Origin of the sequence: Rhodococcus sp. 05-2255-3B1, from assembly GCF_002258545.1 — a bacterium.
Classification (GTDB): domain Bacteria; phylum Actinomycetota; class Actinomycetes; order Mycobacteriales; family Mycobacteriaceae; genus Rhodococcoides.
The window spans coordinates 66,668-91,553 of record NZ_NOZC01000020.1 but is presented as its reverse complement, the minus strand read 5'-3'; the positions used below and the strand labels follow the sequence as shown (position 1 = coordinate 91,553).

25 protein-coding genes are annotated in these 24,886 nt (G+C 65.3%); 12 read left to right on the top strand and 13 right to left on the bottom strand.

From position 1 onward, the window contains the following. From CH249_RS12505 to CH249_RS12495, 3 genes are all read right to left on the bottom strand, one after another. Positions 1-1,156: 13E12 repeat family protein (locus CH249_RS12505; RefSeq protein WP_256988299.1), on the bottom strand; the 1,156-nt coding region annotated here is incomplete at its 3' end. 47 nt (positions 1,157-1,203) lie between these two features. Continuing rightward, positions 1,204-1,623, bottom strand: coding sequence for a DUF6855 family protein (locus CH249_RS12500; RefSeq protein WP_218828364.1), 420 nt, complete (start codon positions 1,621-1,623; stop codon positions 1,204-1,206). A gap of 89 nt (positions 1,624-1,712) precedes the next feature. Beyond that, positions 1,713-3,524 (bottom strand): multicopper oxidase family protein, encoded by a 1,812-nt coding sequence (locus CH249_RS12495; RefSeq protein WP_094646639.1) that lies wholly within the window; start codon positions 3,522-3,524, stop codon positions 1,713-1,715. Between the two features lie 117 nt (positions 3,525-3,641). Between CH249_RS12495 and CH249_RS12490 the strand changes: the two genes are divergently transcribed. Further along, positions 3,642-4,712, top strand: coding sequence for an ABC transporter ATP-binding protein (locus CH249_RS12490; RefSeq protein WP_094682075.1), 1,071 nt, complete (start codon positions 3,642-3,644; stop codon positions 4,710-4,712). A 54-nt stretch (positions 4,713-4,766) separates the two neighbouring features. Here CH249_RS12490 and CH249_RS12485 read toward each other — a convergent pair whose 3' ends face one another. Further along, on the bottom strand, positions 4,767-5,789 hold the full coding sequence (locus CH249_RS12485) for an aspartate-semialdehyde dehydrogenase (protein ID WP_032395286.1): 1,023 nt from the start codon (positions 5,787-5,789) through the stop codon (positions 4,767-4,769). Between the two features lie 3 nt (positions 5,790-5,792). Continuing rightward, the gene (locus CH249_RS12480) at positions 5,793-7,058 is read right to left on the bottom strand and encodes an aspartate kinase (protein WP_032395287.1); all 1,266 of its coding nucleotides are present in this window, start codon (positions 7,056-7,058) and stop codon (positions 5,793-5,795) included. A 149-nt stretch (positions 7,059-7,207) separates the two neighbouring features. Between CH249_RS12480 and CH249_RS12475 the strand changes: the two genes are divergently transcribed. The 3 genes from CH249_RS12475 to CH249_RS12465 all read left to right on the top strand — a co-directional run bounded on the left by CH249_RS12475 (position 7,208) and on the right by CH249_RS12465 (position 11,359). Beyond that, positions 7,208-8,884 (top strand): FUSC family protein, encoded by a 1,677-nt coding sequence (locus CH249_RS12475; RefSeq protein ID WP_143544446.1) that lies wholly within the window; start codon positions 7,208-7,210, stop codon positions 8,882-8,884. 151 nt (positions 8,885-9,035) lie between these two features. After that, complete coding sequence (gene leuA, locus CH249_RS12470; RefSeq protein WP_032395288.1) at positions 9,036-10,847, top strand: 2-isopropylmalate synthase; 1,812 nt, start codon at positions 9,036-9,038, stop codon at positions 10,845-10,847. A 134-nt stretch (positions 10,848-10,981) separates the two neighbouring features. Then, positions 10,982-11,359 (top strand): SHOCT domain-containing protein, encoded by a 378-nt coding sequence (locus tag CH249_RS12465; RefSeq protein ID WP_032395289.1) that lies wholly within the window; start codon positions 10,982-10,984, stop codon positions 11,357-11,359. Here the strand turns inward: CH249_RS12465 and CH249_RS12460 are convergent. Further along, complete coding sequence (locus CH249_RS12460) at positions 11,328-12,239, bottom strand: LysR family transcriptional regulator (RefSeq protein ID WP_094646635.1); 912 nt, start codon at positions 12,237-12,239, stop codon at positions 11,328-11,330. The genes CH249_RS12465 and CH249_RS12460 overlap by 32 nt on opposite strands. A gap of 72 nt (positions 12,240-12,311) precedes the next feature. Between CH249_RS12460 and CH249_RS12455 the strand changes: the two genes are divergently transcribed. From CH249_RS12455 to CH249_RS12445, 3 genes are all read left to right on the top strand, one after another. After that, on the top strand, positions 12,312-13,208 hold the full coding sequence (locus CH249_RS12455) for an EamA family transporter (protein ID WP_094682100.1): 897 nt from the start codon (positions 12,312-12,314) through the stop codon (positions 13,206-13,208). 84 nt (positions 13,209-13,292) lie between these two features. After that, positions 13,293-14,555, top strand: a complete 1,263-nt coding sequence (locus CH249_RS12450) for a Mur ligase family protein (RefSeq protein ID WP_094682101.1) — start codon at positions 13,293-13,295, stop codon at positions 14,553-14,555. Next, a complete protein-coding gene (locus CH249_RS12445; RefSeq protein WP_094632147.1) occupies positions 14,548-15,258 on the top strand; it encodes a type 1 glutamine amidotransferase in 711 nt (236 codons plus the stop codon). Before CH249_RS12450 ends, CH249_RS12445 begins: the two co-directional genes overlap by 8 nt. A gap of 130 nt (positions 15,259-15,388) precedes the next feature. On the opposite strand, the gene CH249_RS12440 is transcribed toward CH249_RS12445, so the two are convergent. The 4 genes from CH249_RS12440 to CH249_RS12425 form a co-directional block, all read right to left on the bottom strand. Then, positions 15,389-16,297, bottom strand: coding sequence for a hypothetical protein (locus tag CH249_RS12440; RefSeq protein ID WP_306436622.1), 909 nt, complete (start codon positions 16,295-16,297; stop codon positions 15,389-15,391). 126 nt (positions 16,298-16,423) lie between these two features. Next, positions 16,424-17,032, bottom strand: coding sequence for a recombination mediator RecR (gene recR, locus CH249_RS12435; protein WP_045198346.1), 609 nt, complete (start codon positions 17,030-17,032; stop codon positions 16,424-16,426). A 9-nt stretch (positions 17,033-17,041) separates the two neighbouring features. After that, positions 17,042-17,380, bottom strand: coding sequence for a YbaB/EbfC family nucleoid-associated protein (locus tag CH249_RS12430; protein WP_032395293.1), 339 nt, complete (start codon positions 17,378-17,380; stop codon positions 17,042-17,044). 209 nt (positions 17,381-17,589) lie between these two features. Next, a complete protein-coding gene (locus tag CH249_RS12425; protein WP_218828365.1) occupies positions 17,590-18,021 on the bottom strand; it encodes a hypothetical protein in 432 nt (143 codons plus the stop codon). A gap of 63 nt (positions 18,022-18,084) precedes the next feature. On the opposite strand from CH249_RS12425, the gene CH249_RS12420 reads away from it, so the two are divergent. Further along, positions 18,085-18,747: a hypothetical protein gene (locus CH249_RS12420; RefSeq protein ID WP_256980435.1), complete on the top strand. Its 663-nt coding sequence runs from the start codon at positions 18,085-18,087 to the stop codon at positions 18,745-18,747. Here CH249_RS12420 and CH249_RS12415 read toward each other — a convergent pair. Then, entirely contained in the window at positions 18,744-19,178 is a 435-nt protein-coding gene (locus tag CH249_RS12415; RefSeq protein WP_032395571.1) for an SRPBCC family protein, read from the bottom strand. The genes CH249_RS12420 and CH249_RS12415 overlap by 4 nt on opposite strands. Before the next feature lie 256 nt (positions 19,179-19,434). On the opposite strand from CH249_RS12415, the gene CH249_RS12410 reads away from it, so the two are divergent. Then, positions 19,435-20,880 (top strand): FAD-binding oxidoreductase, encoded by a 1,446-nt coding sequence (locus CH249_RS12410; protein ID WP_176459423.1) that lies wholly within the window; start codon positions 19,435-19,437, stop codon positions 20,878-20,880. Further along, a complete protein-coding gene (locus CH249_RS12405) occupies positions 20,877-22,193 on the top strand; it encodes a class I SAM-dependent methyltransferase (protein ID WP_094682078.1) in 1,317 nt (438 codons plus the stop codon). Before CH249_RS12410 ends, CH249_RS12405 begins: the two co-directional genes overlap by 4 nt. 52 nt (positions 22,194-22,245) lie before the next feature. Here the strand turns inward: CH249_RS12405 and CH249_RS12400 are convergent, their stop codons facing one another. Both CH249_RS12400 and CH249_RS12395 read right to left on the bottom strand, forming a co-directional pair. Next, positions 22,246-23,028, bottom strand: a complete 783-nt coding sequence (locus CH249_RS12400) for an alpha/beta fold hydrolase (RefSeq protein WP_094682079.1) — start codon at positions 23,026-23,028, stop codon at positions 22,246-22,248. A 29-nt stretch (positions 23,029-23,057) separates the two neighbouring features. Further along, positions 23,058-23,990, bottom strand: a complete 933-nt coding sequence (locus CH249_RS12395; protein WP_094682080.1) for an oxygenase MpaB family protein — start codon at positions 23,988-23,990, stop codon at positions 23,058-23,060. Positions 23,991-24,013: 23 nt separating this feature from the next. On the opposite strand from CH249_RS12395, the gene CH249_RS12390 reads away from it, so the two are divergent. Then, entirely contained in the window at positions 24,014-24,598 is a 585-nt protein-coding gene (locus CH249_RS12390) for a TetR/AcrR family transcriptional regulator (protein ID WP_045198328.1), read from the top strand. A 16-nt stretch (positions 24,599-24,614) separates the two neighbouring features. Continuing rightward, the gene (locus tag CH249_RS12385) at positions 24,615-24,875 is read left to right on the top strand and encodes an acyl-CoA-binding protein (RefSeq protein ID WP_032395297.1); all 261 of its coding nucleotides are present in this window, start codon (positions 24,615-24,617) and stop codon (positions 24,873-24,875) included. The last annotated feature ends 11 nt before the right edge of the window (positions 24,876-24,886 follow it).

Here is a 24,886-nt window from a genome sequence, read left to right as displayed (position 1 = left end):
GTGAACCGCCGTCGATACCAGCACTCTCGCTGACGCGGTGACCGCCGTCAGCACCACCATCGGGACCGTCGTCGGCATTACTGGTTCGTGAGTTGCCGTGGGCACCAGCACTCTCGCTGGCGCGGTGGCCGCCGTCAGCACCGGTAGAGTGTGTTGTCGAACCCGTTGGTGCGCTGGCAGTTTCCTTGTGTCTGCGGTCGCTGAGCAGGTCGCGCAGCGGAACGATCAGGTGCACCGACGCCCGTGACCCGCCCGCCGACCCGCGGCTGCCACCGCGGAGGTGCCGGTCGAGGATCCGATCGAGTGCATCGGCCCGCCGCTTCGACGGACTCCGCGGGTCGCGTTCCCCACCCGGGCCCGGCCGCGGAGCCGTCAACGGCGACAGGGCGGTGAGCAGTTTCTCGGCCAGCAGCCGGTCGACGTCGCCGCCGACGCTAAAACGCCCGTTGGCCAGAGGATGGATATCGAACCGGTTCAGGTTCGGGTTCTCCGCCATCGGTACCGGCGGCGGACCCGACGAAACAGGCTCGGGCCCAGCAGGTTCGGGCCCACCCGAACCACCAGCATCACCGGCATCACCGGCATCACCGGCATCATTCGAACCACCGGCATCGGCTCGGCCCGCCTGCTCTTGCTCGCGCTCCCGTTCCTGCTCTAGTCGTTTCTTCTCGGCCTGCTCGTGTCGAGCTCGCGCGTCCTCCGCCGCAGAATGCGCCAAGGCCTGCGCGCGTGCGGTGACCTGCCCGGCGGTGCTGCGCATCGCGGTCTCGAGCAGTTCCGCGACGACGGCGTCGCGGCGCTGCTCGTCGAGGGTGGGGTCGGCGACCACCACGGTGGCGTAGCCGTCGGCGATCACCGAGGCGTGCGCGGCGTGGATGTCACCGCAGGCGAGGGCGTCGAGCACGCTCGGCCATTGGGTGAGCCATTGCCCGAGTTCCATCTGACGCGCCGCGGATCCGTCGGTGATGCGCACCGACTTCGCGTACCAGCGGGTGACGGAGGAGTGCCCGAGTTTCATCGCCAGGCCACGCCGGTCGATCTCGGCGAGCAGTGTCAATCTCGCTGCGGCCAAGGCGTTTTCGTGGGAAGACACGTCGGCGAGCTCGGAGACCAATTCCTGGTCCCCGAGCCCGAACACATCCCCCCATGTCTTCACCCCACGAAAGCTATACCCACCCACCGACAGGTTTCTCGGTGTCTGCGCTACAACGCGCGCATGCTGTTGTTCCGCGCGTTGTGGGTGAGCTCGGCCAGGCCGAGTTCTTCGAGGAGCGGCGGCAGGTACATCCCGAACCTGCCGCGGTATCCATTCCTGAGCCCGTACCAACCGCCGACCGGGTTGTCGGGCGCGCGCCCCCACGCTTCGACCGTGTCAGGAGCAGCCGTCTTCTTCTCGTCCGCGGCACCGAGCAACACCCAGTCGGCGCGGGCGACGAGCCACGCGTGCAGATCCTCGACCGCCTCGATGCGGTACCGCAGGGTCGTCGACCCCACCTGACATACGAGGGCGGGTGGCTCGTGGTCGGGATCGCGGTACATGGTGTATTCGGAAGTACCGGGGGCGGTGGTGAGTGCCCAGGGCTCGGATTTCGTTCCGCTGGTCATGGCCGAGGTCCGTTCCATTGTCGAGAGCGTGCGGCAGGGTCAGTGTGAGCCGACCGGACGGTGAACGCAACCAACTCCCGGCCCCGGACAGGTTCGGAAAAACTACGTCACGGAGCGACGGTGCGGTACCGCAGCATCATTTCGTGGTCCTCGTGATCGAGCATGTGGCAGTGCCACATGTAGCCCTGCAGCTCGCTCGATCCACCCATGTCATGACCGCTCATGTCGTGACCGCCGTGGTGCGCAGCCGGTCCCGCGAAGGTGGCGTCGGGGTCGAAGCCGAGTTCGTCGGCCGTCGGGAATCGGACCAGGATCTGCGTGACGGTGCCAGGGTAGGTGTTGACGGTGTCCTTCCACCCGGCTTCCCACGCCGCCGGCGGCACCGATGGACCGGTGAGGAACCTCTCCACCGGCGGAGCCCATCTCGTACCGAATGTCGGCCGGGGGAAGTCGCGTTGGTACGCGGCCAGGTCGATGGGGATGCGTCCCAATGTCCGAAAGTGCGCCAGGTGCAGGTGAATCGGGTGCGGCTCGACCGTCGTGTTGACGATGTTCCACATCTCCACGGTCCCCTGCTCGGGCATCTCGATGTCCGGGTCCGAGTACCGCAGGTTGTTCAGGTTCATCAGCGTCATGTCCAGGTTCAGCCCACCGGACGGCTGGTTGACCGTGACCGTTCGCGTGAACGTGGGGGTCGGCAACGGCGGCAACACATCCGGCTGTCCCTTCCCGCCGCGCAGCAACGACGGCATCCCGCCGCGGAACCCGGCTGCGGACGCGACGCGGAACTGGCAGAACAGTGGCATCGGCACCGCTCCGAGGGACGCGGCCTGCGCCGGTGGCGGCTCGTCGTTGAGCAGCTCGATCAGTGCGCCCGGTTCGACGGCACCGAAGTCGACGAGGATGTCGGCGCGCTCGGCAGGCGCGAGCCGAATGCTGGTGGCTTCCACCGGGGCGTCGAGCAATCCACCGTCGTTTCCGATGACCCAGAAGCGAAGCCTGTTGGTGAAGAACAGGTTCCACACGCTGTACGACCCGGCGTTGACGACTCGTAGACGGTACATACCCCGGGCGACTTCCATCGTCGGCCAGATCTTGCCGTTGACGACGCCGACGTCTCCGGTGCCGCCGCCTTCCCATTTGCCTTGCGGCACGGTGATATTGGAGCGGATGCTCATGCTGCCGTCGGGATTCATGATCTTTTCCTGCAGCACCAGCGGCAACTCGAACTCACCCGAGGGCAGCCCGAGCGCATTGTCGGATGTGCCGGTGTCCCACCGATCACGGACGAGGTTCATGCCGAGCAGGCCTGCATAGACGTTGATGCGCGTCATCGACATGGCGTGGTCGTGGTACCACAGTCCCGCGGCGTCGTTGAGTCCCGGGAAGTTGTGCGTCATCGACTCGCCCGGGCGCACCAGCATCTCGGAGTGCCCGTCGCTCGCCGGCTCGGTGATGCTGCCGTGCAGGTGCAGCGACGTCGGCGTCATCGTGCGGTCCATCTCGCTCATCCCGTGCAGCGAGGTGTCGATGTCCGCGGCGAGCGGGTTACCTGCGGTGGTGTTGGAGTACTTCAGCGTCCAGGGCTGGCCGGTCTGCGACTCGATGGTGGGGCCGAGGTAGTCGCACTCGCCGTATCCGAAGGTGGGCGCGGGCCGTAGATCGGCGTGGAAGGCGTGGGTGGAGCTGTGCGCGTCGAGCGAGATCTCCGTGCCGCCGATCAGCGGCAACCGCGGCAGTTCGTCCCGGAACGGCGTCAGCGGCGGTGAATGGAACAGCAGGGGGCTCTGGCCCCGGAGGAAGTCGTCGGCCAGCGCGCGGCGCGTCGTCGACGCCACCGGGAGTGCGGCAGCACCGGCGGCCACTGCGGCCACGGCCAGCCCTCGCAGGGCGGTTCGTCTGGACACAGAGCCGCTCACCCGGCCACCTCTCTCCTCGTTGTGATTGGGGCCATACTATGTGCCCGTCGGCTCCCGCCGTCACCCCACACTCGGATCGTCCGGCACGTTCCTGCCGGTGGAGGGATCTATTTCGTCATGGCAACTATCACGTTCGAGCGTACGACCAGGCTGTTTCCCGGCTCCGACGCCCCCGCGGTGAACGAGCTCGACCTGCACATCGAGGACGGTGAGTTCCTCGTTCTGGTCGGTCCGTCCGGCTGTGGCAAGTCGACGTCGCTCCGGATGCTCGCGGGGCTCGAAGAGGTCAACTCCGGCCGCATCCTCATCGGCGGCAAGGACGTCACCAACTCCGAACCCAAGGATCGCGACATCGCGATGGTGTTCCAGAACTACGCGCTGTACCCGCACATGACCGTCGCCGAGAACATGGGGTTCGCCCTCAAGCTGGCGAAGGCGAACAAGGAGGACATTCGTACTCGTGTCGAGGAGGCTGCGAAGCTGCTCGACCTGGAGCCGTACCTCGATCGCAAGCCCAAGGCACTCTCGGGCGGCCAACGTCAGCGAGTTGCCATGGGGCGCGCCATCGTTCGCCAACCCCAGGTGTTCCTGATGGACGAGCCGCTGTCCAACCTCGACGCCAAACTTCGGGTGCAGACGCGCACGCAGATCGCTCAGCTGCAGCGCCGGCTCGGGACGACGACGGTGTACGTCACCCACGATCAGGTCGAGGCCATGACGATGGGCGATCGGGTCGCGGTGCTCAAAGGTGGTGTGCTGCAACAGTGCGCCACCCCGCGCGAGCTGTACCGAACCCCGGTCAATGCGTTCGTCGCCGGGTTCATGGGCTCGCCGTCGATGAACCTGTTCCACGCTCCGGTTACCGACGGCGGTGTCCGCCTGGCCGATCAGGTGGTTCCGGTTCCGCGGCAGACTCTCGGGTCGGCCACGGAGGTGATGTTCGGTATTCGGCCCGAGCACATCGAGATTGCCGACAGCGGAATTGCTCTCGAGATCGACGTGGTGGAGGAGCTCGGCTCCGAGGCGTTCGTGTTCGGCCGCGCAGACATCAACGGTAGGACCGAAACCATTGTGGCTCGGGCCGATTGGCGCAGCCCGCCCGAGAAGGGCGATCGCGTTCACGTCCGCATCGACGAGGCCCACGCCCACATTTTCGACGCCTCGGCCGAGGGCCGTCGCCTGAACTGACCACCCCGTCGTGCGCGTCGTGCGTAGCTCCGGCTGTGCACGACGCGCACGAGGTCAGACCAGCAGTTCGGCGATCTGGATGGTGTTCAGAGCGGCACCCTTGCGCAGGTTGTCGCCCGAGACGAACAGTGCAAGTCCGCGGCCGTCGGGAACGCCCGGGTCCTGACGGATACGACCCACCAGAGAGTCGTCCTTGCCCGCGGCCTGCAGCGGCGTCGGCACGTCGACCAACGACACGCCCGGTGCCGATGCGAGCAGTTCGCGGGCACGCTCCACCGAGAGCGGGTTGGCGAACTCGGCGTTGATCGACAGCGAGTGTCCGGTGAACACGGGTACGCGGACGCAGGTGCCGCTGACGAGCAGGTCGGGCAGGCCGAGGATCTTGCGCGATTCGTTGCGCAGTTTCTGGTCCTCGTCGGTTTCGCCGGATCCGTCGTCGACCAGCGCACCGGCCAGCGGCAGGACATTGAAGGCGATGGGCGCGACGTACTTGTTCGGGGCCGGGAAATCGACCGACGAGCCGTCGTGCACCAGCTTCTCGGCGTCGCCGATGACGGCGCGGGCCTGGGTGACGAGTTCCTCGACACCGGCGAGTCCACTACCGGAGACGGCCTGGTAGCTCGAGACGATCAGACGCTGCAGGCCGGCTTCGTCGTGCAGGACCTTGAGCACCGGCATGGCGGCCATGGTGGTGCAGTTCGGGTTGGCGATGATGCCGCGGGGCGGGTTCTTCGCTGCCTCGGGGTTGACCTCGCTGACCACCAACGGGACATCGGAGTCCTTGCGGAATGCCGACGAGTTGTCGATGACGGTGGCACCTGCTGCGGCGAATCGCGGGGCCTGCTCGCGAGAGAGCGTGGCACCGGCCGAGAACAGCGCGATGTCGATTCCGGTGAGGTCGGCGGTGGACGCGTCCTCGACGATGATCTCCTCGCCGCGGAACGGCAGCTTCTTGCCGGCCGAGCGAGCGGAGGCGAAGAATCGAACGGTGTCGGCGGGGAAGTTGCGCTCCTCCAACAGGGTTCGCATGACGGCACCGACCTGGCCGGTGGCTCCTACGACTGCAACTGTGGTCATCTTCTATCGTCCTGTTCCTGCGTGTACGACCGCTTCTTCGTCGCCACCGAGATCGAAGGCGGCGTGCAGCGCGCGTACTGCTTCGTCGAGCTGAGTGTCGCTGCACAGCACCGAGATACGGATCTCCGAGGTGCTGATCAGGTCGATGTTGATGCCGGCGTCGGCGAGGGCCTCACAGAACGTCGCGGTGACGCCGGGGTGGCTCTTCATGCCGGCACCGACGAGGGAGACCTTGCCGATGTGATCGTCGTAGAGCACCTGCGCGAAGCCGATCTCGGCCTGCAGCTTGGTGAGCTTCTCCACTGCCGTCGGGCCGTCGGCCTTGGGGCAGGTGAAGGTGATGTCGGTCTTGCCGGTGTCGATCTTGGACACGTTCTGCAACACCATGTCGATGTTGATCTCCGAGTCCGCCACGGCGCGAAAGACCTTGGCGGCGTAACCGGGAGTGTCGGGCAAGCCGACGACGGTGACCTTCGCCTCGCTGCGATCGTGTGCGACGCCGGTGAGAATTGCTTCTTCCACTGGAATGTCCTCCATAGATCCGGAGACGATCGTTCCGGGTTTCGTGGTGTACGACGAGCGCACGTGAACGGGAACGTTGTAGCGACGGGCGTATTCGACGCAGCGCAGCATGAGCACCTTCGCGCCGCAGGCAGCCATCTCCAGCATCTCCTCGAACGAGACGGTGTCGAGGTGCCGGGCGTTGGGCACGATCCTCGGGTCTGCGGTGAAGATGCCGTCGACGTCGGTGTAGATCTCGCAGACGTCGGCGTTCAGGGCTGCGGCGAGCGCAACGGCGGTGGTGTCCGAACCTCCGCGACCGAGCGTGGTGACGTCCTTGCTGTCCTGGCTGACGCCCTGGAATCCGGCGACGAGCACGATCGAACCCTCGTCGAGGGCGCTGCGCACGCGTCCCGGGGTGACGTCGATGATCTTGGCGTTGCCGTGCACGCTGGTGGTGACGACGCCCGCCTGGGAGCCGGTGAACGACCGGGCCTCGGCACCGAGTGAGTGGATGGCCATCGCGACCAACGCGTTGGAGATGCGTTCACCCGAGGTGAGCAGCATGTCCATCTCGCGGGCCGGCGGGGCCGGGCACACCTGCTGGGCCAGGTCGAGCAGTTCGTCGGTGGTGTCGCCCATGGCCGACACGACCACGACGACGTCGTTGCCTGCCTTCTTGGTCTCGACGATCCGTTCAGCGACGCGTCGGATACGTTCGGCGGTCCCCACCGACGATCCACCGTACTTCTGGACGATGAGAGCCACGCGTGTTTACCTCCGCTGGATAGCCGACAATCGGGCGATTGTTCCGGGGTTACCCTACCGATCCGGCACCCCGAGCGGTGGCCCGGGTAGCTCCGAGCTGGGACTTTAGAGGGGCTCGCCTGCGGATACGCCTGTCCTAACATTGTCGGGTGACCCTTCCCGAGCATCGCCCGCCGCCACCCCCTCGAGGTCTGCGGGTGCTCTTCGGGCTCCCCGCCGTCGGGCGTCGCTGGCCGGGTGGACTGCGCTCGGCACTGGCGTTCGGCGTCCCCGCGATCGCGGCGTGGGTTCTCGGGTTCCATACCGAGGCCCTACTGGTGGTCTCGGGCAGTTTCGCCGTCATCTACGGCGAGGGCCGCCCCTACCGTTCACGATGGTGGGTCGTCCTGACCGCGGGCGGCGCTCTGGTGGCCTCGGTGTGGCTCGGCGCGACGGCCGGGCAGATGGCGCTCGATCTCGGAAGCACCGGATGGGCGCGGATGATCCCGGTGACCCTGCTCTCGCTCCTCGCTCTCGTCGCGGTCTACGTCATCGCCGCGCTGCGACTCGGACCGCCGGGGGCGTTCTTCTTCGTCCTGGTGTGCGCGGTGTCGTCGTACATTCCCGGAGCCGGCGTCAGCGCCGCTCACGGAGCGGTGTGTGCGGCCGTCGGTGTCGCGTCGGCGCTGGTGGTGTCGATGTCCGGAGTGCTGTGGGATCCACGAGGACCCGAGCGCGAGGCCGTCGGAGCCGCGGTGGGCGCGATCGAGAGATACACGAGTTCGCCGACGGCGTCTGCCGCCGATCGTCATGCGGCGGCGGCGCGTCTGCACGCGGCCTGGGCTGCCGTGTACGACGCGGGTGCCGCACGGTTGTCGTCGAGGCCGGCGCTGGTTCAGAGATTGTTCGACGCGCACCGGGCCTTCGCTGCGACGACGGCCGTGCGGGCGGATCCGGATCGGGCGGTCGACTTCGTATCCGATCAGCTGCCGCTGGCTCGGCCCGGTCTCGGGTATCGATTGCGGCGCTCGCTGCATCGGGATTCTCATGCGGCGTCCACGGCCGTGCGCGTGTTCTGCGCGGCAGCGGCCGCGGGCGGGGTCAGCGTCGCACTGGGCCTGAGCCGACCGGACTGGGCGATCCTCGGTGCCGTCCTGGTGCTGCAGCAGGGTCCCGATCGGGTGCACGGCACCTACCGGGGACTGCAGCGGCTCGGCGGAACCCTTGCCGGCGTCGCCCTGTTCTCGGCCATCTATCTCTCCCCGCTGACCGGCTTGGCCGTCATCGTGGTGTTGATGGTGCTGCAGTTCGCGATCGAGGTGTCGGTGGCGCGGAACTACGGGTTGGCCGTCACGTTCATCACCCCGCTCGCTCTGCTGATGGGCACACTGACGCATCCCGGGGCTGTGCTGGAGGACATCGTCGTCGACCGGATCGTGGAGACGACGGTGGGCGTGGCCTTCGCATTCGCGGCGCTGTGGCTGCTGCTCCCCGGGGCATTCCGTCGCACATTGTTGTGGTCCGACGGCCGAGTTCTGACGCTCGGCACGCATCTGCTGACGGTGTTGCGGACCGAGGACGTGGCCGCGCCGGCAGCTCTCGCCATGCGGCGCGACGTCCAGTTCGAGCTCGTCGGGTCCGCTCAGGCCGGGGCCGAGGCCGCGCACAACGATCGAACCTGGACGCATCGGGTGTGGTCGCAACATGCCGAGGTCGATCGGCTCGGATACGAACTCCTCGCGCACTGTTGGACGATGACCGACGTCGGACGAACGGATGACATCGAACATTGGCAACGTCGACTCGACGCGGCGGTCACAGAATTCCACTCGTCAACCCTGGGGTAGGCCGTCGGCAGGCGGTAGTACACTCAGCCCATGCTGCGAGCTCTCCTTCTTAACAGCCGCGACGGGGTCTGAGACCAGACTGGCTTCCCGTCGCGGGGTTCGTTGCGCCGGTCGAACACATTGCTCTGATCTGTACGGAGAGACGAAGACCATGTCACCAGCCGACGCATTCACCTCGGGATCTCGCACCATCACCCCGCCCTCGCGGCCCGCTCCCAGCGACCAGCCCGCCTGGAACACCCAGAAGAACTCCTCGATGCCCACCTTCCGTTATCGGCCGTTCGCCGAGGAAGTGGAGCCCATCACCCTCCCCGACCGCACGTGGCCGGACAAGATCATCGACCGGACGCCGCAGTGGTGCGCAGTCGATCTGCGCGACGGCAACCAGGCGCTGATCGATCCGATGAGCCCGGCCCGCAAGCGCCGCATGTTCGACCTGCTGGTGCGCATGGGCTACAAGCAGATCGAGGTCGGCTTCCCGTCTGCCAGTCAGACCGACTTCGATTTCGTCCGCGAGATCATCGAGGACGGCGCGATCCCCGACGACGTCACCATCCAGGTACTCACGCAGTGCCGTCCCGAGCTGATCGAGCGCACGTTCGTCGCATGCGAGGGCGCTCGCAGCGTCATCGTTCACTTCTACAATTCGACGTCGATCCTGCAGCGCCGCGTGGTGTTCCGTGCCGAGCGTGACGTCATCAAGAAGATCGCCACCGACGGTGCCCGCAAGGTGCTCGAAGAAGCAGCCAAGTTCCCCGATACCGACTGGCGCTACGAGTACTCCCCCGAGTCCTACACCGGCACCGAACTCGCCTACGCCAAAGAGGTGTGCGACGCGGTCACCGCGATCATCGATCCCACCCCCGACAAGCCGCTGATCCTGAATCTGCCTGCCACCGTCGAGATGGCGACACCCAACGTCTACGCCGACTCGATCGAGTGGATGAGCCGCAACCTCGACCGTCGCGACAGCATCGTGCTGTCACTGCATCCGCACAACGACCGCGGAACCGGTGTTGCCGCAGCCGAACTCGGCTACCAGGCCGGTGCTGATCGCATCGAGGGTTGCCTGTTCGGCAACGGTGAGCGCACCGGCAACGTCTGCCTGGTCACGCTGGGCCTGAACCTGTTCACCCGCGGTGTCGATCCGCAGATCGACTTCTCCAACATCGACGAGGTCCGTCGAACGGTGGAGTACTGCAACCAACTTCCCGTCGCCGAGCGCCACCCCTACGGCGGCGACCTGGTCTACACCGCCTTCTCCGGCAGCCACCAGGACGCCATCAACAAGGGCCTGGACGCGATGAAGGTCACTGCGGACGAACTGGGTTCGGACATCGGTGACGTCACCTGGCAGGTTCCGTACCTGCCCGTCGACCCGAAGGACGTCGGTCGCACCTACGAGGCCGTCATCCGTGTCAATTCGCAGTCCGGCAAGGGCGGCGTCGCGTACATCATGAAGTCCGATCACGGACTGAACCTGCCGCGTCGACTGCAGATCGAGTTCTCCCAGGCCGTCCAGCGCATCACCGACGGTGAGGGCGGCGAGGTCTCGCCCAAGGAGATGTGGGACGTCTTCGCCGAGGAGTACCTGACGCCGATCCGTCCGCTCGAGCGCATCAAGCAGTCGGTACAGGCTGCCGAGGTCGACGGCGGAACCGACACGATCACCGCAACGGTCAAGGTCGACGGCGTCGAGCAGGAGATCTCCGGATCCGGCAACGGTCCACTCGCCTCGTTCGTCGATGCGCTGTCGACCATCGGCTACGACGTCAGCGTCCTCGACTACTCCGAGCACGCCATGTCCGCGGGCGACGACGCTCAGGCCGCGGCCTACGTCGAAGCCTCGGTCACCTCACCGTCCGGTGTGGCCACCACGGTCTGGGGCGTCGGCATCGCGACGTCGATCACCACCGCGTCACTTCGCGCCGTGGTCTCGGCCGTGAACCGCGCGCTGAAATAAATCCCCTGCTCGACGAACAGCCGCCCATTCCTTGCGAATGGGCGGCTTTTCGCTGTTTATCGGCATCGAGGCGACACTGCGCGTGGGACAATAACTCTGCTGTCGGGGCACCTTGAGGGAATGGAAGTTTCGCCATGGACTCTTTCTGGGATTTTCTTTGGCTTCTCATCGTCGGATTCGCGTTCGTCGCGTACCTGATGGTCATGTTCTCGATCATCGGAGACCTTTTCCGTGACCACAAGACATCCGGGGTCGTCAAGGCCCTGTGGGTGTTCTTTCTGATCGTTGCGCCGTTCCTGACCGCGCTGGTCTATCTCATCGTGAACGGCAGCAACATGGCCAAGCGGCAAGTTGCTGCCCTGCAGCACGCCAAGGACCAGCAGGAGGAGTACATCAAGGAAGTGGCCGGGAGGTCGGCGTCGGAAGAGATCGCCCACGCAAAGGTGTTGCTGGACAACGGAACCATCGACCAAGACGAGTTCAGGACGCTGAAGGCCAAAGCCCTGTCCTGAACGTCGCTTCGGCCCTGAACGCGTCGAGCACAGCCGCGATCGCCGGCAGCCGATGGGCATCGGGTCGCGTTGCGAGCTCGTAGATGCGACCCGCCCGCACACCGGACAGTTCTCGGCGTACCAGACCCGGATGGACGACGGCATAGCGCGGCATCAACGCGACGCCGTGCCCGGCCGCCACCAACGTCTCGGTGACGCGGAAGTCGTTCACTCGCTGCATCACTCGCGGTTCGACACCAGTGGCGGCGGCCACCGAGAGCAGTACGTCGTCGACCGGGAATCCGCCGCGAACACTGATCCACCGTTCGTCGACCAGATCCCGAAGGTCTATCGATTCATGTTGCGCCAGAACATGACCGGGTGGCAACACCAGATCGATGGGCTCACGCATCAGGGTCGTGACCTCGATGCGCGGGCCCGCGGTCGTCGGCGCTCGGTCGTCGCGGTGCGTGAGCACCACGTCGTAGTCCGCCAACAGTTCCGGCACCGAGGACGCGGGCAGGTCCTCGTCTCGGGCGTCGATGTCGACGTCCGAGTTCGCCAACCGCGTCAGCAACCCGGGCAGCAGCAGCGCGGCACCGGACGGGAACAGCGCAACTCGGACGCGTCCCCGCGGGGACGCCCGGTATCGATCCATCTCGGCCGCGGCGCGGGCGAGGGCGGCGAACACATCATCTGTCCTGAGCACCAACGCGCGCCCGGCGTCGGTGAGCCGAAGTCGACGCCCGTCAGGTTCGAGGAGCGTCACCCCCGCCTCCTTGACCAACAGCTTGAGCTGCTGGGACACCGCCGACGGCGTCATGGACAGCGCCTGGGCGACGGCAGCGACGGTCCCCCGGTCTGCCAGTTCTCGGAGGATCCGGAGCCGCTCCACGTTCATGTAGTGAATCTTAACTATTACTGCGGATATATTCGATTGTGCTGATCATTTGCCGCCGTCACGATGGACGGCATGAGCACCCGCGACCGCCTCCTCGGACTGACCGTCGTCGTGCTGTGGGGACTGAACTTTCTCGCCATTCGCGTCGGACTCGATCACTTCCCGCCGTTCTTCTTCGCAGCGCTGCGGTTCCTGGTCATCGCCGTCCCCGTTGTACTGTTCGTTCCCCGCCCCAAGGTGCCTCTGAAGTGGTTGCTGCTCTACGGGTTCGGGTTCGGGTTTCTCCAGTTCGCCTTCCTGTTCGCGGCGATGGCGGCCGGTATGCCCACCGGATTGGCGTCGCTCGTGCTGCAGTCGTCCGCGCCGTTCACGGTCGTTCTCGGCGCAATCCTGCTCCGCGAACACGTCACCCGCAGGCAAGCGATCGGTATCGGAATCGCCGTGCTCGGCATGGCGCTGATCGGGTGGGATCGCGCTCAGAACGCCACCTTGCTCCCGGTGATCCTCACCCTGCTCGCCGGACTCGGTTGGGCGTTCGGCAACCTGGGGAATCGGCTCGCGAAGTCCGAATCGCCGATGACGCTGATGCTGTGGATGACCGTCGTGCCGCCGGTGCCGATGCTGGCGCTGTCGGCGATGGTCGAGTGTCCGAGCACCGGCTGGCAGGCGTTGGCGGCTTCGTTCGGCCCGCAGGGTTGGCCCGGCCTGGTTGCGTTGGCCTACATCGTGATCCCTGCCACGATCGTCGGCAGCGGCCTGTGGAGCATTCTGATGAGCCGCAACCCTGCCGGACTGGTCGCGCCGTTCTCGCTGCTCGTTCCCGTCGTCGGCATCGCCGGTGCCTGGATCTTCCTGGGCGAGAACCCATCGGTGCTCGCGCTGATCGGTGGCGTTGTCGTCATCGGGGGATGTCTCTGGGGTATGGCCGTCCGGCGGCCTGTCGAGGTGCTGGAGAAAGTACCGGTGTGAGGGGCAGGAGTGGAGCCCGCGGAACGACCCGGGGCAGCCACCGCCGACGTGAAACTGCACGCTCTTCTGTGCCAGACTCGGCGGATGGTTGAAGTGGGTGAGCGCAGACGTATCAGCGCGCGTGGCCGCGTGGCACTGCGTGCGGCGGAGCTGGCGACCTGGGCGTCCCGCAAGGCAGGCCGGGGCAAGGGATCGATGATCGGCGGATTGATCGCACTCAAGATCGACCCGGACATCCTCGGCGGACTGGGCCGAGGTCGACGGACCGTCATCGTCACCGGAACCAACGGCAAGTCCACCACCACCCGAATGACGGCTGCGGCGCTGGCCACCCTCGGTGACGTCGCCACCCAAGCCGACGGCGCGAACATGGACGCCGGCATCGTCGCCGCACTGCACGCCAATTTCGATGCCGAGCTGGCCGCTCTCGAGGTCGACGAACTGCATGTCCCCCATGTGTCCGACGCCGTCGATCCCGCGGCCATCGTGTTGCTCAACCTCAGTCGCGATCAGCTCGACCGTGTGGGCGAGATCAACATGATCGAACGCAAACTGCGCGCGGGCCTGGCCCGGCACCCCGAGACCGTCGTCATCGCCAACTGCGACGATGTCCTCGTCACCTCCGCCGCCTTCGACGCACCGAACGTCGTCTGGGTCGCGGCCGGGGGTGGATGGGCAGGCGACTCGGTCAGCGGCCCGCGCACCGGCGAACCCATCGTGTGGGACGGCGAGCATTGGTACAGCACCGGTAGTGACTTCAAGCGTCCGACGCCGGATTGGTGGCTCGACGACGAGAATCTCTACGGACCCGATGGACTCGTCCTACCGATGAAGCTGTCTCTGCCCGGAAAAGCCAACCGCGGCAACGCAGCCCAAGCCGTCGCCGCCGCAGTGACCCTGGGCGCGAGCGCGGAAGATGCGGTCGCGGCCGCGTCGAGCGTCGACGAGGTGGCCGGGCGCTACTCCACCGTCCAGTACGGATCGCATTCCGTCCGAATGCTTCTCGCGAAGAACCCCGCCGGCTGGCAGGAAGCACTGTCGATGATCGATCCCACCTGTGACGGTCTCGTCATCGCCGTCAACGGTCAGGTACCCGACGGCGAAGACCTGTCGTGGCTGTGGGACGTCCGCTTCGAGCACTTCGAGAACGTCGCCGTCGTGGCCGCCGGTGAGCGCGCGACCGACCTCGGGGTGCGTCTGCTGTACGCCGGTTCGCAGCACACCACCATCGCAGATCCGTTGCGGGCCATCGCGTCCTGTCCGCCGGGACGCGTCGAAGTGCTGGCCAACTACACCGCGTTCCGCGATCTCGGGCGAGCGCTGGCACGTGAGGTGAAAGATGTCTGAGTCCACCGTTCGCATCGGCCTCGTCCTGCCCGACGTGATGGGCACCTACGGCGACAACGGCAACGCACTCATTCTGCGACAGCGACTGCGGATGCGAGACATCGACGCCGAGGTCGTACAGATCACGTTGAACGACCCGGTTCCCGATTCACTCGACGTGTACACCCTTGGCGGAGCCGAGGATTCGGCCCAACGCCTCGCGACCCGTCACCTCACCCGTTACCCGGGACTGCAGAACGCGGCTGCCCGCGGGGTGCCGGTGCTCGCGATCTGTGCCGCGATCCAAGTCCTCGGTCACTGGTACGAAACCTCCGCCGGCGAACGCGTGGACGGTATCTCCCTGTTCGACGTGACCACAGCACCGCAGGCAACTCGGTCCATCGGTGAGGTCGTCACAGAGCCTGCACTCGACGGCCTCACTCAGAAGCTCACCGGCTTCGAGAACCATCGCGGCGGAACGACTCTCGGCCTGGATGCATCCCCCTTGGCCAAGGTCACCCACGGTGTGGGCAACGGTGTCGGCGACGGACGCGAAGGCGTCGTGCAAGGGTCCGTGATCGGCACCTACATGCACGGACCGGTACTGGCCCGAAACCCGGAGTTGGCGGACTATCTGCTGGAGCGCGCATTGGGTACGACTCTCGCTCCACTCGAGTTGCCCGAGGTGGCTCGATTGCGCGAGGAGCGGCTCCGCCGCACGTGAACGAAAATTCGTAGCCCACTACGAATTTGCACTCACAAGGCGCACCGTTCACACGGAAATGATGCGTCGTTCCACCCCTCTCTGACCAGCACCTCACGAACCTCCCGGTACACACCGCACGGGTCCTGGGTCACTTCGTGCCACCCGTATACCAGGCGGGGTAGATTCCGTAGCTCCGCTGCATTGTCACGTCGGCGATCGCGAAATCGACGCTGCTTGACCGAGTGGAAGGCCTGGCCGTCCAGCCTGACAATGAGATCGCAGATCTCGTAGCGAATGTCCTCGAAATCTTTCGGCCGTCGACGAATACCGGAGCTTGTCGCTGTCCAGCCGGAAGACCGTGCGCCTGCTCTACGTCGAGAACGTAGCGGTGCTCGAGTGCAGAATGGACGCCGTCGCGCATCAGCGCCAGGGTGTGCAGAATCGGCTTCGAGTAACGCATCGGTCGCCGAGCTTCGATCTTGCGCGTCATAGCTGCGACGTTCACACCACCCGAGGACATGGCCGAGACCAACGCGATCGTCGCCATCCTCGACGATGACTCTGCGACGGCCAGGTCGAGCACGGTGTCGGCGATGCTCGTCCGCGCCGGATTCGTCTCGACACCGATGTGTCCCATGGCACGGAAACGATGGACGACGACCCCGGGATGGATTTGTTCATTGCTTTCCGAGGTGAAGTTCTGCTTCGCGTGCCGCATCGTCGGTGGCCTGCTGGTCGCCGAGCATCCGTAGGGAACAGTGACGTGAATGGGGCCTGGTCCAGGCTGAATCCACCCCCATTCCTCGGCCGCACTGGCGTGGCTGAGCAGTGCGCCGCGGCCCGCGTACAGCAACGCTGCCGACAGCTGCATCTCACGAGTCAGCGGCCCGTTGGTCACCGAGATGACTCCACGAAACACCCTCAGCCACTGACCCGTTTCCACACAGTGATCGATCGAGTCCTTGTTGACGCCGTTCTCGTACATCTGCTTCGTGGTGATGATTCCGTGCTGCTCGTCCAATATTCGTTGCCAGGTACCCGCTGGTCTCGTCTTCATAGACCTCAGGATCGCCGGTTTGCGATGACCGCGTCAGGATCCATCCACAGGCTGTGCATAACTCCGGGTCGTGAGCAGAAATTCGACCCCTGCTACGAAGTTTCGTGCACGTGCGGCGAAGCCGCTCTACATACGCCGACGGCCGGTCAGCGCGCGGCCCAGCGTCAGTTCATCGGCAAATTCGAGGTCTCCGCCCATGGGCAGGCCGGAGGCGAGGCGGGTAATGGCCAGGCCGGGGAAATCACGCATCATGCGCACCAGGTACGTGGCCGTTGCTTCGCCCTCGGTGTTGGGGTCGGTGGCGATGATGACCTCGGTGACGTCGACACCGTCGTCCTGAGTTCCCACGCGAGTCAACAACTCTCGGATACGCAGCTGATCCGGTCCCACTCCGTTCAGTGGATCGAGCGCCCCACCGAGCACGTGGTAGCGGCCCTTGAACTCTCGCGTACGTTCCACGGCCTGAACATCTTTGGGCTCTTCGACGACGCAGATCATGGATCGGTCACGCCGCGAGTCCGAGCAGATTCGGCACAGCTCCTTGTCCGAGACCGTGCCGCACACGACGCAGAACTGCACACCGTCACGAATGCGCTGCAGCGCGCGCATCAACCGGTCCACCTCGGGAGGTTCGACGCCGAGGAGGTGAAAGGCTATGCGCTGAGCGCTTTTCGGACCGACCCCGGGGAACTTACCGAGTTCGTCGATCAGATCCTGAACCGGACCTTCGTACACTCTTCTCGCCTAGAAGCCGGGTAGTCCGAGTGAGCCGCCGCCGAGACCACCGGCGAGAGGGCCGAGCTTCTCGCTCGCTACGTTCTGAGCTGCCTTCGACGCATCGGCGATCGCACCGATCACCAGATCCTGCAGAGTCTCGACGTCGTCGGGATCGACGACCTTCGGATCGATGGTCAGGCCGACCACCTCACCGGTTCCCTTGACGGTGGCAACGACGAGTCCGCCGCCCGCCTGGCCGGTCACTTCGGTTTCCGCGATCTCGGCCTGCGCCGCCATCAACTGCTGCTGCATCTGCTGGGCCTGCTGCAGAATCGATGCCATGTCGGGCTGTTCACCGGGTTGCACTGTGCCGTCCTCTCGCGTGGGTCGAAGCGAACTCAAGCGTAGCCGCACCGTGGATCGCTGTGATTCACTGCGCGTCGAATCGACATACCGACCTTAGTGTCTACAATTTCGCGGCAGACACGGGATCGCGCCTGCGGTGACGAATAGTGGACACTCAGCGCAGTGCCTTCGGGCGATGCCGCACGACGGTTCGCCCTCGGTAACGAGAATCAGCGTTGCTCCGCGCGATGGTCGTATCCGGCGGGGAGGAGTTCGCCGGCGAGAACGCTGACGAGGCCGTCGGGCGAATCGATGATCACGCGCATCAGGGGATAGAGGTCGGCAAAGATCTGACGATCCTTGCCGCACGGGCTCTTCACTCCGCGCCCGTGGTTACCGACCGCCACGATGTGAGTCGGCTCGGTCGCACCGGCGGCCCGAGCCGCTGCAAGCGCGACGGTCTCTGCGCACGGGCCACCGGTGAAGTGATAGAGATTCACCCCGGCGAAGGTTCGGCCGTCCGCCACTCTCACCGCCGCACCCATCGTGTGGATGCCGTCCTCATCAGGTCCCGCATCCGTCGATGAATCGATTGTCTGCCTGGCCAGTTCGACCAGCGTCCGATCACCGTCAGTCGCGGGTAGTGCGGACGAGAAGGACACGATGCGATTCTAGAGCCCCGCGCCTGAACATCCGTCAGTACTGAGCGCCCGTAGTCTCGTGGAATGGATCAGTCGGCGGCCCCCGAAGGACGCCAGTCCCCTCGCAAGCGTCGGGTGACGCCCGAGACCATGGCCGAGGCCGGTATTGCGCTGACTCTGCCCAAGGTGACGGTGAAGTCCGTGGCCGAGAGCCTGGGCGTCTCGATTGTCGCGATCTACAACAACATCGACGATCTGTGCGCCCTCAAGGCCCTCGTGGCGGAGGAGATTCTGCGCCGCTGGTCCCCGCCGCTCCCCGCCGACGACGAATCGATGCACGACGCGTTGCTGACACTCGCCTCCGCGATGCGCGAGTTGGTTCACTCCAACCCCGGGATCGCGGAGTATCTGATCGGCCTGACTCCCAGCTCGATCGATGCTCTTCGTATGGCCGACGCCGTCCAAACGCGCTACCGACTGCGCTACGACCTCACTCCGAAGCAGGCGACCTGGGCCGTCATCACCGTCGTCGAGCACGCTCTGGCCTTGGCGGAGATGGTCTACAACGATGCCCGACGCGATCGTGAGTACGACGACGCGATCGCGGCGCGCACCGACCTCGACACCCTGCCCGGGGCCTACGACACGGTCGACCGTGGGCCCGACGGGATGTTCCTGTGGTCGATGCGCACCGTCGTGGTCGGGACTCTGGCGCTCATCCAGGCTCCCGACTTCGAGCGGGTCTAGATCAACTCGCGACGCAGGTTCTCCAGCGTCGCGGCCTGGATCTTCTTCAGTCCGAGAGGTGCGAAGGTCTTCTCGAAGAATCCGCCGATTCCGCCTGCACCCTTCCATTCGGTCGTCGTGGTGACCGTGGTGCCTGCGCCTTCCGGGGCGACCGACCAGGTGGTGACCATGGAGGAATTGGCGTCGCGTTCGGTGATGGTCGACCCGGCGACGGTGACGGTCGCGGCGACGTTGCGCACTCGCTTCTCGGTGGCCTGCAAGGTCCACGTGGCCACGGTTCCGTCTCCTTGCCCGCCCTGGACCACCTCGTAGTCGCGGTACTGCTCGGGCAGGATGCGTGGGCGCACCGTCTCGTAGTCGGCGAGCGCGGCGAGCACCCGATCCGGTGTGGCGGCGATGGTGGCGGAACTGGATGCACTGACCTGAGCCACGAAGACGTACTCCTTCTCTAGCGGACGGGATGTGTATCCATCCTGCCTCTCTCCGGGACCACGTTCGACATCGCGCCGACTCATGTGTGATGCGCTTCACAGAACAATTCTGGAGGCGCAAACCACATGCATGACGCAACCATTTGTCCGATTTACTCCGATTCCTCACCCGGATTCGGCAACAGTTGCGTGAAGTTTCACCGGTCGGACGCCGATGCCGGTGGATACCGTGCGGTACGAGATATAGCGTCTGAATGTGGCTTCAGTGAATGCTCTCCTCGGACGACGGCCAGAACCGAGGGAGAGCGGTTACGCAGCGCACCGGTCGGGTGTCGAGCAGCTGCTTCGCAGCTACCGCGCGATTCCGACCGATGCGACGGTGCGTCTGGCGAAGAAGACGTCCAACCTGTTCCGGGCCAGGACGACCACCACCACGCCGGGGCTCGACGTGTCGGGCCTGAGCAAGGTCATCTCCGTCGATCCCGACTCGCGTACAGCCGATGTCGCCGGCATGTGCACGTACGAGGACCTGGTCGACGCGACGCTTCCCTACGGTCTCGCGCCCCTCGTCGTCCCGCAGCTCAAGACGATCACCCTCGGTGGAGCCGTCACCGGACTCGGTATCGAGTCGACGTCGTTTCGTAGTGGACTTCCCCACGAATCGGTGCTCGAGATCGACGTACTCACCGGCAGCGGCGAGATCGTCACCGCAACACCGGAGGGCGAACACTCGGATCTCTACTGGGGCTTTCCCAACTCGTACGGCACCCTGGGCTACTCCACTCGACTGCGGATTCAGCTCGAACCTGTGCTGCCGTATGTCGCGTTGCGCCACCTGAGATTTCACGATCTCGACACCCTCCAGTCCACGATGGACACCATCGTCGAACAGCGCGAGTACGACGGCATCGAGGTTCAGTACCTCGACGGTGTGGTGTTCAGCGCCGACGAAAGCTACCTCACCCTCGGCGTTCAGACCGACGAACCGGGACCGGTCAGCGACTACACCGGTGCCGACATCTTCTATCGCTCGATCCAGCACGCGTCGGACACACCGAAGACCGACCGCCTCACCGTTCACGACTACCTGTGGCGCTGGGACACCGATTGGTTCTGGTGCTCCCGGGCCTTCGGAACACAGAACCCGAGAATTCGACGCTTCTGGCCACGCAGGTACCGGCGCAGTAGTTTCTACTGGAAGCTCATCGGCTTCGATCGCAAGTACGACATTGCCGATCGACTCGAGAAGCGCAAGGGAAATCCGCCACGCGAACGCGTCGTACAGGACGTCGAGGTTCCGATCGAACACACCGCCGGCTTCGTGGCGTGGTTCCTCGACAACATCCCGATCGAGCCGTTGTGGTTGTGCCCGTTGCGCCTTCGCGAGCCTGCCGCGCCAGGTGCGAATCCGGCCCGGCCGTGGCCGCTGTATCCACTCGAACCGAAACGCACCTACGTCAACATCGGCTTCTGGTCGTCGGTCCCGATCGTTGCAGGCGAACCCGAGGGTGCCGCGAACCGCGCCATCGAGAAGAAGGTGACCGAGTTCGACGGGCATAAATCGCTGTACTCGGATGCTTACTACACCCAGGATGAATTCGCCGTGCTGTACGGCGGCGAGAGATACACACAGCTCAAGAAGAAATACGATCCCGAATCCCGATTGTTGGATTTGTACTCGAAGGCGGTGCAACGCAGATGACGACGTTCAAGGACTCCGGCAATCGCACGGTGAGCGGTGCCCAGAAGCTCAAGATCTCCGAGATTCTGGAACTGATCTCCGACGGCAACATCCCACTGCGTTTCACCGCATACGACGGCAGCACCGCAGGACCCGAGGACGCGAGAATCGGCCTCAACCTCAAGAGCCCTCGCGGAACCACTTATCTCGCAACCGCTCCCGGCGATCTCGGCATGGCGCGCGCGTACGTCTCGGGTGATCTGGAAGCAACGGGCGTTCATCCGGGCGATCCCTACGAGTTGCTGGCACTGATGGGAGACGAACTGCACTTCCGTCGCCCCTCGGCGATGACACTGACGTCGATCGCCCGTTCGCTCGGCTGGGATGTGTTGCGGCCCATCGCTCCCCCGCCTCAGGAGGCGATTCCGCGGTGGCGTCGCATCGCGGAAGGTCTGCGCCACTCCAAGACTCGCGATGCAGAGGCGATCCACCACCACTACGACGTGTCCAATGCCTTCTACGAGATGGTGCTCGGCCCCTCGATGACCTACACCTGTGCGGCGTTCGAGAGCGCAGATCAATCGTTGGAAGCAGCGCAGGAGAACAAGTACCGTCTGGTGTTCGACAAGCTCGGACTGAAGCCGGGTGATCGTCTGCTCGACATCGGCTGCGGTTGGGGCTCGATGGTGCGCTACGCCGCGCGCAGGGGCGTCAAGGTCATCGGCGTGACGCTCTCTCAGGAGCAGGCGTCGTGGGCACAGAAGGCCATCGACGACGAGGGTCTCTCCGACCTCGCCGAGGTGCGCTTCTCCGACTATCGCGACGTGCCCGAAACGAATTTCGATGCCGTCTCGTCCATCGGACTGACCGAGCACATCGGCGTGCACAACTACCCGTCGTACTTCGCGTTCATCCAGTCCAAGCTGCGGGACGGAGGCCGACTGCTCAATCACTCGATCACCCGTCCGGACAATCGCGCGCATGCCAAGGCAGGCAGTTTCATCGACCGCTACGTCTTCCCCGACGGCGAGCTCACCGGCTCGGGCCGCATCATCACCGAGATCCAGGACGTCGGACTCGAGGTGCGGCACGAGGAGAACCTGCGCGAGCACTACGCGCTGACCCTCGCCGGATGGTGCCGGAACCTCGTCGGGAACTGGGATGCGTGCGTCGCCGAGGCCGGTGAGGGAACAGCCCGCGTCTGGGGCCTGTACATGGCCGGCTCCCGGTTGGGATTCGAGCGCAATGTGGTTCAGCTGCACCAGGTTCTGGCGGTCAAACTCGGGCCGAAGGGTCAGGCGAATGTTCCCCTGCGGCCGTGGTGGAACGGCTGAGCCTTGTGAGTGGAACTTCGTAGCAGGCTACGAAGTTCCACTCACGTGGGAGCTAGCGACCGGTCGCCCGCAGGATGACCCGCGCGGTCTCGGTCGGCTGATCCCAGTGCGGGAAGTGTCCACATTTCTCGAACCAGTGCAGGGTGGCGTCGGGGAATCGCTCCAGCGCCACCTTCGCCTGGCTGGGCAGCGTCACCTTGTCCTGGCGACCCCAGCCGATGAGCAGCGACCCCTGCAACGTCCCCTTCGGCGCACCGATCTGCTTGGGCCCGTGGATCAAGGCCTTGCGGGCGGCGTCCAGCGAGGGTGAAGTCTTGGCCGAGAAGCCCTTCAGCTCCCGCTCCACCAATCCGCTCGGCAACTTCCACGGCGCAGCCGAGAACTGAGCCAGCGCAGCCGTTCTCGTCACCGGATTACCGGCAAGGAACGGCACCAGCGGCTGCACGTTCTTCATCAGCGCCAACGACGCCGTGATGGTGGCTCCGAAGATCTTGACCTGGCGGTCGTTCCAGAAGCCGCCGGGATCGAGGGCCACCATCGACCCTCGGTGACCACGGCGGCCGAGCTCGACGACCATGCGCGCGCCCATCGAGCTGCCGACGAGATCTGCGTCGGACAGGCCCTCGTCGTCGAGGTACGTGCGCAGAGCGTCGGTGAGCGAGGCGATGGAGACCTCGGGCAGCGGCGGGGTCTGCCCGAATCCCGGCAGATCGAGGGCGATGACCTCTCGGTGTGCGGCCAGGGCGGGGACGATCGGATCCCAGTTACGGTGCGAGGACCCGAGCCCGTGCACGAGGACGAGCGGCTTACCGGTTCCGGTTCTGACGTTGTACATACCCCCCGCTGTACCCGGAGCTCGTCGATCTACACATTGGGGCTGTAGTGCGACGGGTCCGATCGGCGCTCGACCGGTGGCAGATTTCGGGCCGGCGTGTGCACCAGCGGTGATGTCGCCGGAGTCCGACCCCGGGCGCGATCCCATCCGGCCCGCCCCCGCGGATGCAGGCGGAGGCGCGGTGGCACCAGCCCGAACAGCAGGTTCACTGCCTTACCGAACAACGCGAACCGTTGCGCGTCCCGCGCGGACCAGCGGTAGCCGAGGAGCTCGCGCACCGGCGGGTCGTAGAGCCCGACGGTGATCCACACGAACAACGCCGCGACCGGACGCCTCAGCACCGCCCACACTCGTTCCGGCAGCCACGCCGCGTAGGGCGGTGGTCCCAGCTTCGAGAGGTCGAGCACCCCGCGGGCAGCCATGTTGTCTTCCAGGACGTTTCGGCACATGTGGTCCCAGTACTTCTGAAACTCGGGCCAGGTTGCGGGCACCGGACGCATGCTCATGCCGTACAGGCGGTACCACTGCACGTGCTCGTCGAACAGTTGCACTTTCTGTTCCTCGGTCAGCCCGCCCATGAAGTGGTCGGCGGTGAGCACCGTGCCCATGAAGAAGGTGGCGTGCGCCCAGTAGAAGGTGTCGGGATCGAGGGCGTGGTACTTGCGGCCCTTGGCGTCGATTCCCTTGATGTTCGTGTGATAGCCACGCACTTCGAGCGCGGTCTGCTCGGCGCGGTCTCCGTCGAACACCACCCCACCGATGGGATACAGGGATCGGTAGAGACGCTGCCAACGCTCGTCGAAGAACGTCGAATGCTGCTCCACCCCGGCACCGAGGCCTGGGTGCATGTTCTGCATCGACCCTGCCCAGATGCCCTGCAGCATGCCCCGCCAGTCGCCGAAATACTTCCAGGTGAGTGAGTCGGGACCGAGCGGAACGGGTCGATCGGACTGACTACGCATGTTGTCACACTAGAGTTGACAACATGCGTAGTCAACAGTTGGAGGAACGCAGATCCAAGCGGTACGACGCACTGCTCGCCGCAGGGGTCGAGCTCCTCGGCGCGCCCGACGGACCGGCAGTGAACGTGCGAGCCGTCTGCCGTACCGCCGGGCTGACCGAGCGGTACTTCTACGAGAGCTTCTCCGATCGCGACGCGTTCGTCCGGGCCGTGTACGCCTGGGTGGGATCGAGAGCCCAGAAGACGTTGATCGACGCCGTCGCGACGGCAACCACCCCCGAGGACACCATCGCCGCGCCCGTGCGCGCATTCGTCGAACTGATCATCGACGAACCACGAACGGGACGGGTTCTGCTCATCGCACCGTTGGCCGAGCCTGCGCTCAGCCGACGCGGACTCGACCTGCTGCCGGGCTTCGTCGAACTGGTGCACGCCCAACTGCCCGACTCCGCCGACCGACAGCTGATCGCCGTCGGAACCGTCGGGGCGCTGACTGCCCTGTTCATCGGCTGTCTCGACGGCACGCTCGCCGTCACCGGCGAAGCCCTCGTGGCGCACTGCATTCGGCTTGTTTCCGATGCTGCCGTGCAAGGATGGCACCACCTCTAGCAGAAGGAGTTCTTCCATGTCCGATCTCGACCAGTCGTTCGCCGACGCGCAGGTGGACGTCAAGAAGCTCACGTCCAAGCCGAGCAACGACGACCTCCTGCGCCTGTACTCGCTCTACAAGCAGGGTTCGATCGGTGACGTCTCGGGTAAGCGGCCGGGACGACTGGACATGGTGAACCGTGCGAAGTTCGATGCCTGGGCGAAGCTCGAAGGCACGAGCCAGGATTCGGCGAAGCAGCAGTACGTGGATCTAGTGACCGAACTCCTCGCCGGCTGAGCCGAAGGCTA

What these genes read in the sequence shown, in the direction of transcription:
- CH249_RS12500 (WP_218828364.1), bottom strand. Translation starts at nt 1,623, where the DNA reads ATGGAACGGACCTCGGCCATGACCAGCGGAACGAAATCCGAGCCCTGG.
- CH249_RS12490 (WP_094682075.1), top strand. Translation starts at nt 3,642, where the DNA reads ATGGCAACTATCACGTTCGAGCGTACGACCAGGCTGTTTCCCGGCTCC.
- CH249_RS12485 (WP_032395286.1), bottom strand. Translation starts at nt 5,789, where the DNA reads ATGACCACAGTTGCAGTCGTAGGAGCCACCGGCCAGGTCGGTGCCGTC.
- leuA (WP_032395288.1), top strand. Translation starts at nt 9,036, where the DNA reads ATGTCACCAGCCGACGCATTCACCTCGGGATCTCGCACCATCACCCCG.
- CH249_RS12465 (WP_032395289.1), top strand. Translation starts at nt 10,982, where the DNA reads ATGGACTCTTTCTGGGATTTTCTTTGGCTTCTCATCGTCGGATTCGCG.
- CH249_RS12460 (WP_094646635.1), bottom strand. Translation starts at nt 12,239, where the DNA reads ATGAACGTGGAGCGGCTCCGGATCCTCCGAGAACTGGCAGACCGGGGG.
- CH249_RS12455 (WP_094682100.1), top strand. Translation starts at nt 12,312, where the DNA reads ATGAGCACCCGCGACCGCCTCCTCGGACTGACCGTCGTCGTGCTGTGG.
- CH249_RS12450 (WP_094682101.1), top strand. Translation starts at nt 13,293, where the DNA reads ATGGTTGAAGTGGGTGAGCGCAGACGTATCAGCGCGCGTGGCCGCGTG.
- CH249_RS12445 (WP_094632147.1), top strand. Translation starts at nt 14,548, where the DNA reads ATGTCTGAGTCCACCGTTCGCATCGGCCTCGTCCTGCCCGACGTGATG.
- CH249_RS12440 (WP_306436622.1), bottom strand. Translation starts at nt 16,297, where the DNA reads ATGAAGACGAGACCAGCGGGTACCTGGCAACGAATATTGGACGAGCAG.
- CH249_RS12420 (WP_256980435.1), top strand. Translation starts at nt 18,085, where the DNA reads ATGGATCAGTCGGCGGCCCCCGAAGGACGCCAGTCCCCTCGCAAGCGT.
- CH249_RS12405 (WP_094682078.1), top strand. Translation starts at nt 20,877, where the DNA reads ATGACGACGTTCAAGGACTCCGGCAATCGCACGGTGAGCGGTGCCCAG.
- CH249_RS12400 (WP_094682079.1), bottom strand. Translation starts at nt 23,028, where the DNA reads ATGTACAACGTCAGAACCGGAACCGGTAAGCCGCTCGTCCTCGTGCAC.
- CH249_RS12395 (WP_094682080.1), bottom strand. Translation starts at nt 23,990, where the DNA reads ATGCGTAGTCAGTCCGATCGACCCGTTCCGCTCGGTCCCGACTCACTC.
- CH249_RS12390 (WP_045198328.1), top strand. Translation starts at nt 24,014, where the DNA reads ATGCGTAGTCAACAGTTGGAGGAACGCAGATCCAAGCGGTACGACGCA.
- CH249_RS12385 (WP_032395297.1), top strand. Translation starts at nt 24,615, where the DNA reads ATGTCCGATCTCGACCAGTCGTTCGCCGACGCGCAGGTGGACGTCAAG.